Origin of the sequence: Promicromonospora sp. Marseille-Q5078, assembly GCF_050315395.1 — a bacterium.
Lineage (GTDB): Bacteria > Actinomycetota > Actinomycetes > Actinomycetales > Cellulomonadaceae > Isoptericola.
The window spans coordinates 4,154,118-4,166,036 of record NZ_JBNPQG010000001.1; the positions used below are offsets into that span (position 1 = coordinate 4,154,118).

General features: G+C 75.3%; 8 protein-coding genes. 4 read left to right on the top strand and 4 right to left on the bottom strand.

Translation table 11 applies throughout. The features are described 5' to 3' along the window. The first annotated feature begins 157 nt into the window (after positions 1 to 157). Positions 158 to 940 (top strand): type I methionyl aminopeptidase, encoded by a 783-nt coding sequence (gene map, locus ACQFYA_RS19135; RefSeq protein ID WP_499126783.1) that lies wholly within the window; start codon positions 158 to 160, stop codon positions 938 to 940. A gap of 94 nt (positions 941 to 1,034) precedes the next feature. Here the strand turns inward: map and ACQFYA_RS19140 are convergent, their stop codons facing one another. Both ACQFYA_RS19140 and serS read right to left on the bottom strand, forming a co-directional pair. After that, on the bottom strand, positions 1,035 to 1,850 hold the full coding sequence (locus ACQFYA_RS19140; RefSeq protein WP_499126784.1) for an HAD family hydrolase: 816 nt from the start codon (positions 1,848 to 1,850) through the stop codon (positions 1,035 to 1,037). Continuing rightward, on the bottom strand, positions 1,843 to 3,114 hold the full coding sequence (serS, locus tag ACQFYA_RS19145) for a serine--tRNA ligase (RefSeq protein ID WP_499126786.1): 1,272 nt from the start codon (positions 3,112 to 3,114) through the stop codon (positions 1,843 to 1,845). Before serS ends, ACQFYA_RS19140 begins: the two co-directional genes overlap by 8 nt. Positions 3,115 to 3,304: 190 nt before the next feature. Here serS and ACQFYA_RS19150 point away from each other — a divergent pair, with 190 nt between their 5' ends. Both ACQFYA_RS19150 and ACQFYA_RS19155 read left to right on the top strand, forming a co-directional pair. Then, entirely contained in the window at positions 3,305 to 4,411 is a 1,107-nt protein-coding gene (locus ACQFYA_RS19150) for a diacylglycerol/lipid kinase family protein (RefSeq protein ID WP_499126788.1), read from the top strand. A 71-nt stretch (positions 4,412 to 4,482) separates the two neighbouring features. Further along, the gene (locus tag ACQFYA_RS19155; protein ID WP_499126790.1) at positions 4,483 to 9,114 is read left to right on the top strand and encodes a hypothetical protein; all 4,632 of its coding nucleotides are present in this window, start codon (positions 4,483 to 4,485) and stop codon (positions 9,112 to 9,114) included. A gap of 9 nt (positions 9,115 to 9,123) precedes the next feature. Here the strand turns inward: ACQFYA_RS19155 and ACQFYA_RS19160 are convergent, their stop codons facing one another. Beyond that, positions 9,124 to 10,677 carry a SulP family inorganic anion transporter gene (locus tag ACQFYA_RS19160; protein WP_499126792.1) on the bottom strand — a complete coding sequence of 518 codons (1,554 nt, stop codon included), beginning with the start codon at positions 10,675 to 10,677 and terminating at the stop codon, positions 9,124 to 9,126. 127 nt (positions 10,678 to 10,804) lie between these two features. On the opposite strand from ACQFYA_RS19160, the gene ACQFYA_RS19165 reads away from it, so the two are divergent. Further along, positions 10,805 to 11,197, top strand: a complete 393-nt coding sequence (locus tag ACQFYA_RS19165) for a MerR family transcriptional regulator (RefSeq protein WP_499126794.1) — start codon at positions 10,805 to 10,807, stop codon at positions 11,195 to 11,197. A gap of 49 nt (positions 11,198 to 11,246) precedes the next feature. Here ACQFYA_RS19165 and ACQFYA_RS19170 read toward each other — a convergent pair whose 3' ends face one another. After that, complete coding sequence (locus ACQFYA_RS19170; protein WP_499126795.1) at positions 11,247 to 11,795, bottom strand: hypothetical protein; 549 nt, start codon at positions 11,793 to 11,795, stop codon at positions 11,247 to 11,249. Positions 11,796 to 11,919 lie beyond the last annotated feature (124 nt).

The window sequence follows — 11,919 nt, forward strand, 5'->3', positions numbered from 1 at the left end:
AGGTCCCCCTGACCGGGATACTGCCTCCACCGTGAGTGGATCGCACCTGCACCGTCCGGTGCAAGTTCCCGCAACGCGTTTCAGGGTCACGACTCGGTGACGATTCGTGACACCCTGGTGCCCTACCCCGTGTCACGAGCACTTCGAGAGGACCGTCATGATCGAGCTGAGGAGCCCGCGAGAGATCGACCAGATGCGCCCCGCGGGACGCTTCGTGGGCGAGGTGCTCACCGCGGTGCGCGACGCCGCGGCGGTCGGGGTGAACCTGCTCGAGCTGGACGCTCTCGCGCACCGCATGATCCGCGACCGGGGTGCCGAGTCCTGCTACATCGACTACCACCCGTCGTTCGGCGCGATGCCGTTCGGCAAGGTGATCTGCACGTCCGTCAACGACGCGGTGCTGCACGGGCTCCCCCACGACTACGCCCTGCGCGACGGCGACCTGCTGAGCATCGACTTCGCCGCCTCCGTCGACGGCTGGGTGGCCGACTCGGCGGTGTCGTTCGTCGTCGGCTCCTCCCCGACGCCGCAGCGCGCCGCGGCGGACGCGAAGCTCATCGAGACGACGGAGGTCGCCCTCGAGGCCGGTATCGCCGCCGCGCTCGTCGGCAACAAGGTCGGCGACATCTCCGCCGCCATCGCGAAGGTCGCCCGCGGGGCCGGCTACGCGATCAACACGGACTTCGGCGGGCACGGCGTCGGGCGCACGATGCACGGCGACCCGCACGTCCCCAACGACGGTCGCGCGGGGCGCGGCTTCCCGCTCAAGGCGGGCCTGGTCATCGCGATCGAGCCGTGGTTCCTCGAGACCACCGACGAGATCTACACCGACCCCGACGGCTGGACCCTCCGCGCCGCCGACGGCTCCCGCGGCGCCCACAGCGAGCACACGATCGCCGTCACGGACGACGGCCCGGTCGTCCTCTCCGCGCGCGACTGACCTGCCGAGGTAGTTCGAAACCCGCCGAGGTAGTTCGAAGGGCGGCCCGCAGACGATGCGGGCCGCCCTTCGAACTACCTCGGCGGGTTTCGAACTACCTCGGCAGGGAGAGCAGGACGGGGACGACGCCGTCCTCGTCCACCGTGCCGGTGACCTCGTCCGCGGCCGAGCGCACCACCTCGTCCGCGTGGCCCATGGCGACGCCCCGGCCGGCCCAGCGCAGCATGTCGACGTCGTTGCGCCCGTCGCCCACGGCCACGGTGGCGGCGGGGACGACGCCGAGCCGCTCGCGCAGCCGCTCCAGCCCGGACGCCTTGGTGACGCCCTTCGGGGCCACGTCCATCCAGGCGGTCCAGCCGACGGCGTAGGTGACGTCGCCCAGGCCGATGCGGGCGGCCATCTCGCTGAACTCCTCGGGGGTGCGCTCGGGGCTGCGGATGACGACGCGCGTCACCTCGCGGGCCCAGAGCTGCTCGAAGTCGACGACCTGGTGCACGCCGTCGAGCTCGCCGTCGGGGAAGAGCGCGTTCATGCGGAAGCCGACGCCGATGTCCTCCACCGCGTAGCGGGCGTCGGGCAGCTCGGTGCGCAGCAGCCGCAGCGCGGGCTCGGGGTCGAACGTCACGACCTGGTCGAGCTCCCAGCCGTTCGGCACGCCCGGGTCGAGGCGCACCGTCACGGCGCCGTTCGAGCAGACCATCCAGCCGGTGGTGATCCCGAGCAGCTCGGCCACCGGCACCATCGCGATGAGCGACCGGCCGGAGGACAGCACCACGTGGTGCCCCGCCTCCTGGACCGCGGCCACGGCCTCGCGCACCGCCGGCGACAGGCCGCCGTCGTACCCGAGGAGCGTGCCGTCGATGTCGAGGGCGACGAGTCGGGGGGCGTGGGTCTCGACAGGCTCAACCAACGGGAGTCAGCACCTCGAGGCCGCCCAGGTAGGGCCGCAGGCCCTCCGGCACGCGGACCGATCCGTCGGCCTGCTGGTGGTTCTCCAGGATCGCGACGATCCAGCGCGTGGTGCCCAGCGTGCCGTTGAGCGTCGCGACGGGACGGGTGGTCCCGTCGACGGTCCGCTCGCGCACGCCCAGCCGGCGGGCCTGGAACGTGGTGCAGTTCGACGTCGACGTGAGCTCGAGGAAGCGCTCCTGCGTGGGCAGCCACGCCTCGCAGTCGAACTTGCGGGCGGCGGACGTGCCGAGGTCTCCGGCCGCGGTGTCGATGACCCGGTAGGGCAGCTCGGCCTTCGCGAGCATGGCCTCCTCCCAGGCGAGCAGGCGCTGGTGCTCGGCGGCGGCGTCCTCCGGGTCGCAGTAGCTGAACATCTCCACCTTCTGGAACTGGTGGACGCGGATGATGCCGCGGGTGTCGCGGCCCGCGGCGCCGGCCTCGCGCCGGTAGCACGCGCTCCACCCGGCGTACCGCTTCGGGCCGCCGGACAGGTCGAGGATCTCGTCCGCGTGGTAGCCCGCGAGCGCCACCTCGCTGGTGCCGACCAGGTACAGGTCGTCCTTCTCGAGGTGGTAGACCTCGTCCGCGTGGCTGCCGAGGAACCCGGTGCCGCGCATCGTGTCCGGCTTCACCAGCGTCGGCGTGATCATCGGGGTGAAGCCCGCGCTCACCGCCTGGTCGATCGCCGCGTTGAGGATCGCCAGCTCGAGGCGGGCGCCGATCCCGGTGAGGAAGTAGAACCGCGAGCCCGACACCTTCGCGCCGCGCGCGGTGTCGATGGCGGCCAGCCCCTCGCCCAGCTCCAGGTGGTCGCGCGGGGCGAAGCCCTCGGCCGCGAAGTCGCGCGGCGCGCCGACCTCCTTGACCACGAGGAAGTCGTCCTCGCCCCCGGGAGGGGCACCCTCGACGACGTTCGCGATCCCGTACAGCAGCTCGTCGACCTGCTTCTCGGCGTCCGACGCCTCGGCCTGGCGCGCCTTGACCTGCTCCGCGAGGTGCTTGGTGCGGGCCAGCAGCTGCGCCTTCTCGTCGCCCTGGGCCTTCGCCACCAGCTTGCCGAGCGCCTTCTGCTCCGCGCGCAGCGACTCGAACTCCGTCAGGGAGGAGCGACGGCGCGCGTCGGCGTCGAGCGCCGCGTCCACGAGGGCGGGGTCGTCGCCGCGGGCCAGCTGGCTCGCACGGACGACGTCGGGGTTGTCGCGCAGCAGTCGGAGGTCGATCACGCCCGCAAGCCTAACGGCCGGGCCCTCGGCGGCCGCACGGATATCCGCACCTCTGCTCGCCGAACTACCTCGCGGGATCTCGGACTACCTCGCCGAGTCCAGAACTACCTCGCGGGATCTCGGACTACCTCACGGGAGACACGCGCCACCTCGGTGGGTCCTGGGGCCCGATCCGTCGTAGGTTGCGCTCATGCCGGATGAGTACGCCTGGGTCGCGCTGGTCGTCGCGCTCGCCGTCGCCCTCGGCGTGCTCACCGTGGCGCTGGTGCTGTGGCGCCAGGCCCGCACGCGGGGGCACGCCGTCGCCGAGCCGGACGGGCAGCGCGCGCAGGACGGCGGGGCGCGGGGCATGCTGCTCGCCGTCGTCATCAACCCCTCCAAGGAGGGGGCCGCCGACGTGCGCTCCGTCGTCGAGCGCGTGTGCGCCGACGCCGCGCTGCCCCGGCCCCTCTTCTACGAGACCACCGTGGACGACCCCGGCACGGGCCAGGCGCGCCAGGCGCTCGCGGACGGGGCCGACGTCGTGGTCGCCGCCGGCGGCGACGGCACGGTGCGGGCCGTCGCGGAGGCGCTGTCCGGCTCAGGGCGCCCCATGGGGCTCATCCCCGTCGGCACGGGCAACCTGCTGGCCCGCAACCTCGACCTGCCGCTGACGTCGGTCACCGACGCGGTCGCCATCGTCCTCGGCGGCGAGGACCGTGCCATCGACGTGGGCCGGGCCCGCGTCACCGAGTACGCCCCGGACGCCGAGCAGCCGGACGACCCCGACCAGGCGCACATCTTCCTCGTCATCGCGGGCCTCGGGTTCGACGCCGCGATGGTGGCGGACGCCGACGACGAGCTCAAGGCCCGGGTCGGCTGGGTGGCGTACTTCTTCGCCGGCGCACGGCACCTGCACGGCCGGCGGATGCGCGCGACGATCCGTCTCGACGACGGCGAGGAGGTCGAGGCACGGCTGCGCAGCTTCATGGTGGGCAACTGCGGGCGGCTGCCCGGCGGGATCACGCTGCTGCCGGACGCCGTGATCGACGACGGCGAGCTCGACGTCGCCGCGATCGACACCCGCGGCGGCCTCGCCGGGTGGGCGCAGCTCTTCGGGGAGGTCGTGGCGCAGGGCCTCGGCGTGCGCAACGACCTGCCCGGCAAGATCGGCCGGATCGACCACACCCGCGCACGACGAGCGGTGATCCGGGTGGACGACGGCGAGCAGGCGCAGGTCGACGGCGACCCGCTCGGCAGCGCCGTCGAGCTGGAGACCTGGGTGGAGCCCGGCGCGCTCGTGGTCCGGACGGGATGATCGCGTGAACGTCCGGCGCCCGGCGCCGGACGTCCGCCGGGCCCGACCTGCGCATGCATAGGCTGGCCCGCGTGATCCGCCCTGCCCGCGTCCTCGTGCTCGTCGCCGCGCTCGTCGGCCTCCTCGCGGGCGCGCCGTCCGCGGCCGCGGCGGACGACCCCGCCGAGGGCGCGGCGCCCGAGACCCCGCTGGTGCTCGCGGGGGTCTCCGGCCTCCAGTGGTCCGACGTCGACGCCGTGCGCACCCCGCACCTGTGGCGGCTCATCGGCGGCGGGTCGGTCGCGTCGATCGCGGTGCGCACCCTCTCCCCCACCTGCCCGCTCGACGCGTGGCTCACGCTGTCCGCCGGCAGCAAGGCCGCGGCGCAGCCCGACGACGCGGCGAGCGCCGACGAGGCCGCGGACGACACCGCCGACCAGGCCGAGGGGACCGCCCTCGGCTGCCCGTCGCTGCCGACGCCGCCCACGACGGGGGACGCCCAGGACGCGGACGCGGTCACCCCGGTGTCCGCGCAGGTGCCGGGCTGGGCGGACCTCGCCGCGAGCGACCCGCTGACGTCGAGCACGGCGCAGCCCGGCGCGCTGGGCGAGGTCACCGACGTCGCGGGCGCCTGCGCGACCGCCGTCGGGCCGGGGGCGGCCGTCGCGCTCGCGGACGACGACGGGACCGTGCCGCGCTACCTGTCCGACGCGGGGCAGCTCACCGCCGAGCAGGTCGCGGCGTGCCCGGCCACCGTCGTCGACCTGGGCGTGCTGCCGGACGCCGCGAGCGAGCGGACGGCCGCCGTCGAGACGCTCGACGACCAGGTGGGCGCGCTGGCCGACCTGCTCCCCCAGGGCGGGCGGCTGGTGGTGGCGGGCATCTCCGACACGCCGCTGGGCCCGTCGGACCTCCAGGTGGTGGTCGACTGGACGTCGCCCGGCGGGAGGGCGGCCTGGCTCACCTCGACGTCGTCGCGCTGGGCGGGCGTCGTGGTGCTCGCGGACCTGTCCGCGACCGTCGCCGACACCGTGACGGGCGGCGCCCTCTCCGGGACCGCGCCGACCGACGACGCCACCCCCGCCGCGACCGGCGACCCCGGGGACACCGGGGACGCGGCCACGGACGACGACGCGGCCGAGGACGAGGCCGCAATGACCCAGGCCCTCACGCCGTTCACCGGGTCCCCGCTGGAGCGCGGCGACGACCGCCGCATCTCCGTGGCCCGCACCGTGGAGAACCGGCAGTACCTCAGCGTGCTCACCGACACGGTGCCGCGCCTGTCCCCGCTGGTGCTGGGGCTCGTCGGGCTGGCGGACCTCGTGGTGGTCGGGGCGCTGCTGCTCGCGCGCCGCCGCGGCACCCGCGACGACGACGCGCGACCCCGGTACGGACGGCGCGTCGGGCTCGGCGTCCTCGTGGTCGCGTCGAGCCTGCCCGTCGCCGCGTCCCTGGCCACGCTCTCGCGCTGGTGGGCGGCGCCGTCCCCGGTCACCACCCTGGTGCTGTGGCTCAGCCTCGCCGCCCTGGCCGCGGCCCTGGTCGCGTGGTTCGCCCGCCGGCTCCTGCCGCCGTCGCCGTGGCGGCTCACGACCGCCCTCGCGGGCGTCACCTGGCTGGTCCTCACCGTCGACGGGCTCACCGGCACGACCCTGCAGCAGGGGTCGCTGCTCGGCCCGGCGCCGTCGCTCGGCGCGCGCTTCTACGGCTTCTCCAACACCGTGTTCGCCGTCTACGCCGTGGCCGGGCTCGTGCTCGCCGCGGGGGTCGCCGCGGCCGTGCGCGCCCGCGGCGGCAGCCCGGCGCGCGCCGCCTGGGCGGCCGCCGCGGTGGGCGTCGTGACGGTCCTCGTCGACGGTCTGCCCCCGTTCGGTGCGGACTTCGGCGGCATCCTCGCACTCGCCCCCGGGTTCGCGGTGCTGGCGCTCGGCGTCGCCGGGATCCGCATCACCTGGCGCCGCGTGCTGCTGGTGGCCGCGGGCACCGTGCTCCTCGTCGCCGTCGTGTCGGTCGTGGACTGGCTCCTGCCCGGGCCGGGCAGCCACCTGGGCGGGTTCGTCGAGTCCGTCGTCGAGGGGCGCGCCGTCGGCGTGGTGGCGGGCAAGGCCGCGGGCGCCTGGGCGACGGTCGCCAACCCGGCCGGCGCCGCGGCGCTGCTCGTGTGCGTCGCCGCCGCGTGGGCGGTGCTCGCCCCGGAGCGCGCCCGCCTCGACGGCCTCGCCCGCGCGTACCGGCAGGACCCGCTGCTGCGCCGGCTCGTCGTGGCGCTGGTCGTGACCGCGGCCGTCGGCACCCTGCTCAACGACTCCGGCGTCGCGGTGGCCGCCATCATGCTCGCGCTCGCGGTGCCGGTGCTCGTCGCCGGCCGGCTCGCCCAGGGCGAGGACGAGGCCCGCGCGGCCGCCGCGACAGACGAGGGCCGGGCCCGCGACGCCCGGCGCTCGGCCGGCCCGCCGCTCTCCCGTGTGCCGGCGGTGCTCGTCGGGACGTCGGCGGGGCTGCTCGTGGCGCTCCTCGTGGGCAGCACCGCTCTGCCCGGCTCCGAGCAGGCGCGCGCCGGCGACGTGTCCGCCGGCGGCACGCCCGTGGTGGACGACGAGCACCCCGTGGTGATCGTCGGCACCGAGGGCCTGCGCTGGGAGGACATCAGCCCGTCCGCCACCCCCACCCTGTGGGACGTGCTGCGCGACGGCGCCAGCGGCGCCGGCGTCACGCCCGCGGTCGGCGGCGCGTCGGCGCGCTGCCCCGCCGCCGGGTGGCTGGGGCTGTCTTCCGGGCGCAGCCCCGTGACCGGCGAGACCGTGGACGACACCTGGGCGTGCGCGCCCTGGGACGTGAGCGCCACGGACGACGGCGCCGCGACGGTCGACGGCTGGGAGGGGCTCTCCGCGCTGCAGTCGTCGTCGGAGTTCCGCCCGACCCTCGGCGTGCTGGGCGACGCCCTCGCGGACGGCGACGTCTGCACGACGGCGGTCGCCCCCGGCGCCGCGCTCGCCCTCGCCGGGCGGGACGGCGCGGTGGCCCGGTACCGCGACCTCGACGGCGCGCTGGCCGACCCTGCCGACACCTTCTCGTGCCCCGTCACCGTCGTCGACGCGGGCGATGCGCCCTACCACCCCGACCCGGAGGGCTACACGGGCACGGTCCCGCTGCCCGAGGACGTCACGACCGACGGCCCCGCGCGGGACACCGCCCTGCGCGCGGTCGACGCGACCGTCGGCCGTGTCCTGGCCGCCGTGCCTCCTGAGGCGACCGTGCTGGTGATGGACGTCGGCAACCCGGCGCCCGGCCGGCCGTCCCTCGGGGTCGGCGTCGCCGACGCCGACGCCGACGACGCGCCCGCCTACCTCACCTCCGGCGCCACCCACTGGCTCGGCGTGGTGCGGCTGCTCGACGTGCCCACCACCCTCGTCACCGCGTTCGGCCTGCCCGTGCCGGCCGACCTCAGCGGCTCGCCGATCGAGCTGGCCGCCGAGCGTCCCGGCGGCACCGGCGCCACGGTCCGCGAGCTGGCCGGGCTCACCGAGCGCGACCACATGCTGCGCGTCACGACGGGCACCGTGACGACCCTCCCCGCGTACGTGGGGCTCGCCGCGTTCGCGCTCGTCGTGCTGCTGCTGCCGCGCCTGCGCCGCACCTCCCCGCGCGCCGCCGGCCGCTGGGCCCGCGTGCTCGACGCCGTGCTGCTGGTGAGCGCGGCCGTGCCCGCCGCCGCGTTCCTCATGACCGCGTGGGGCTGGTGGCGCCTCGCGGAGCCCGCCACCGCCCTGTGGGCGACGCTCGGCGCGAGCACCGCGCTCGTGGCGCTCGTCGGCGCCCTCGCGCCCCGGCGGCCCGTGTGGGCAGGGGCGACGGTGGTCGCGACCCTCACGTTCGTCGTCCTCACCGTCGACGCCGCGCTGGGCACGCCGCTGCACCGGGGCAGCCCGCTGGGCTCCGCCCCGACGCTCGGCGGCCGCTACTACGGGTTCGGCAACCCCACGTACTCGATCTACGCGACCGCCGCGGTGATCGCCGCCGCCGGGCTCGCCACCGCCGTCCGCCGGCGCTGGGGGAAGATCCCCGCCGGCGTCGTCGCGTCCGTGATCGGACTCGTCACCCTGGTCGTCAGCGTGTGGCCCACCCTCGGCGCGGACGTCGGCGGCGGGCTCGTGCTGCTGCCCGTGTTCGTCGTCGTCGTGCTCGGGGTGCTCGAGGCGCGCGTCACGTGGCGGCGGCTGCTCCTCGCCGGGCTCGCTGGCGTGCTGCTCGTCGCCGCCATCGGCGTCGTCGACTGGCTGCGGCCGCCCGAGCAGCGCACCCACCTCGGCGCGTTCGTGCAGTCCGTGGTCGACGGCACCGCCCTCGAGACGATCACCCGCAAGGCCGGCTACGCACTGCGCTCCCTCACGGGCGGGGTGCCGGCCTGGCTCGCCCTCGCCGTCCTGCTCGCGCTCGTCGCCGTCCTGTGGGGCGGCCGGCGCCTGCGGGCCACGTGGCTGCTGCGCACCGAGGCGACGTGGCCGCTGCTGCGGCCCGTGCTCGTGGCCCTGCTCATCGCCGGCGTCGGCGGCGCGGTCGTCAACGACTACGGCATCCGGATGGTCTCGATCATGCTGTCCGCCGCCGTGCCCCTCGTCGGGCTGATCGTGCTGCGCACGGGGATGACGGAGGAACCCGAGGAGACGCCCCCGCCCGAGGCCCCGACGGGGTCCCCGACCGAGGTCACGGCCGCCGCCCGCTGACCTCCGTGGTCAGTGGCCGGCGCCGAGCCGGCCGGCGAGGCGCTCGAGCCGCGCGGCGCTGTCGGCGTCCAGGCCGCGGAACTCGACGCTCGTGCCGTGCTGGGCGTACTTGTGCTGGACGGCGTCGAGGGCGGCCACCGTCGAGGCGTCCCACACGTGCGCCGTCGACATGTCGATGACGACGCGGTGCGGGTCGGCCGTGTAGTCGAACTGGTAGACGAGGTCGTTCGACGACGCGAAGAAGAGCTCGCCGTCGACGGCGTAGACGCGCTCGTCGTCGGCGTCGTCCGCGTCCAGGCGGGTCACCGTCGTGAGGTGCGACACCCGCTGCAGGAACAGGACTGCCGCGACGACCACGCCGACCGCGACACCGATGGCGAGGTTGTGGGTCGCGACGGTGACGACGACCGTCGCGAGCATGACCGCCGTCTCCGACCTCGGCATCCGGCGCAGCGTCGAGGGGCGGATCGAGTGCCAGTCGAACGTGCCGACCGACACCATGACCATCACCGCCACGAGGGCGGCCATCGGGATGACCGCGACCACGTCGCCCAGGCCGACCACCAGGACCAGCAGGAACACGCCGGCGAGGAACGTCGACAGCCGGGTGCGTGCGCCGGAGACCTTCACGTTGATCATGGTCTGGCCGATCATGGCGCAGCCGCCCATGCCGCCGAAGAACCCGGTGACGACGTTCGCCACGCCCTGGCCCCACGACTCGCGGGTCTTGTTCGAGTGCGTGTCCGTGATGTCGTCGACCAGCTTGGCCGTGAGCAGCGACTCGATGAGCCCGACCAGCGCCATCCCCAGGGCGTACGGCGCGATGATCGTCAGCGTCTCGAGGTTCAGCGGCACGTCGGGGAAGAACAAGGTGGGCAGCGACTCGGGCAGCGCGCCCTCGTCGCCGACCGTCGGGACGGCGATCGCGGCCACGACGGTGACCAGCGTGAGCAGGACGATCGCGACGAGCGGCGCGGGCACCACCCGGGTCAGGCGGGGGAAGAAGACCATGATCGCGATGCCCGCCAGGACCATCGGGTACACCGCGAACGGCACGTGCTGCAGGTGCGGCAGCTGCGAGGCGAAGATGAGGATCGCGAGCGCGTTGACGAAGCCGACCATCACCGACCGCGGGATGAACCGCATGAGCCGCGCGACGCCGAGCAGCCCCAGCACGACCTGGATGACGCCGCCCAGGATCACCGTCGCGACCAGGTAGTCCAGCCCGTGCTCGCGCACCACCGGTGCGATCACGAGGGCGACCGCACCGGTGGCGGCCGAGATCATCGCCGGCCGGCCACCCACGAACGAGATGGTCACGGCCATCGTGAACGCCGCGAACAGCCCCACCCGGGGGTCCACGCCCGCGATGATCGAGAAGGCGATCGCCTCCGGGATGAGGGCGAGCCCGACGACGAGCCCGGCCAGCACCTCGGTGCGCAGGATCTTGACCGAGCCGAAGGCGGCCCGGAAGGAGCCGGAGGCCGCGGCCTCGGGGGCGCCCGCCACGGGCGTCGGCTCAGGGGCGGGATCGGGCAGGGAGGTGCGCGGCTCGTGTGACACGTGGATTCCGTTCGGTGCGGGGAGGTGCGGGCACGCCCGCGGCGCCCGGAACTCTACCCTCACGTGAGGGTAGGGTTCCAGCCGCCGGCGTCCTCGCCAGCACCCCGCATCGGTCAGACTGGACCCCATGGCCGAGCCCTCCCCCGACGCAACCCAGCACATCGGCGCCGTCGCGACCCGCACCGGCCTGTCCCTGCGCACCTTGCGGCACTACGACGAGGTCGGCCTGGTGCGGCCGTCGGCGCGCAGCGAGGGCGGGTTCCGCCTCTACACCGAGGACGACGTCTCGCGGCTGCTCCTCGTGCGCCGGATGAAGCCGCTGGGCTTCACGCTCGAGGAGATGGCGGAGCTGCTGGAGATCACCGACGCCCTCGAAGCGGGCGCGCTCGAGGGCGAGGGCGCCGGCGATGCTCGCGTCCGCCTGGACGGCTACCTGTCCGCGGCCGAGGAGCGGCGGGCGGGCCTGGCGCGGAAGCTCGAGATGGCCGACGAGTTCATCACCCTCCTGCGCTCGCGCTGACGGCGGCGCCGCTCGCCCGGTCGACGCCCGGTCGACGCCCGGTCGACGGTCAGCCCTCGTCGTCGGTGCCGTCGTCCTCGCCGAAGTGCGCGACGTGCCCGCGGTCGTCGTGCTGGACGAACAGCCGTAGCTCGACGTCCCGGTCGTCGGCCAGCTTGTTGAGCACCTGGTCGATCCGGTCGGACTCGCGCCCGGCCGCCTCGACGATGACGCCCGCGTGGTCCGCCGTCGCGCCGCTCGCCCACGTGCCGCGCTCCGCGAGGACGGCCATGGCGTCGGCCACGCCGCCCGCCGCGAGGTCGGCACCCGTCAGCTGCTCCACCTGCACCCGGTCCAGCGTGAGCACCGTCCGGTTCTCGTCGCTGTAGCGGACGGTGGACGTGGCCCCGACCTGCGCGTCGCCGTCGGCCGCCTCGTCCGTGGTGCCGTCCGTGGTGCCGTCCGCGGTGCCGTCCGACGCGGCGCTCGACGTCGGCTCGGCGCCCGCCGCCGCGTCGTCGGACCCGCTGCAGCCCGCGAGCGCGAGGCCCGCCGCAAGGGTCCCGCCGATCAGGGCGGCGGCCCGTCGGGCGGCCGGGCGCGTGCGTGCGTGGGTCATCGGGTGTCTCCTGGGTCGTCGGACGCGGACGTCCACCCTATGAACGGAACCCCGACGCCGACGCCCCGGCGGACCGATGGTGGCGGCCGTCACCCGTGCGACAGGTCACAGCCCGGCGGGCCGG

Bases quoted from the DNA above. Each gene is read 5' to 3' on its own strand.
- map (WP_499126783.1), top strand. From the start codon at position 158: ATGATCGAGCTGAGGAGCCCGCGAGAGATCGACCAGATGCGCCCCGCG.
- ACQFYA_RS19150 (WP_499126788.1), top strand. From the start codon at position 3,305: ATGCCGGATGAGTACGCCTGGGTCGCGCTGGTCGTCGCGCTCGCCGTC.
- ACQFYA_RS19165 (WP_499126794.1), top strand. From the start codon at position 10,805: ATGGCCGAGCCCTCCCCCGACGCAACCCAGCACATCGGCGCCGTCGCG.
- ACQFYA_RS19170 (WP_499126795.1), bottom strand. From the start codon at position 11,795: ATGACCCACGCACGCACGCGCCCGGCCGCCCGACGGGCCGCCGCCCTG.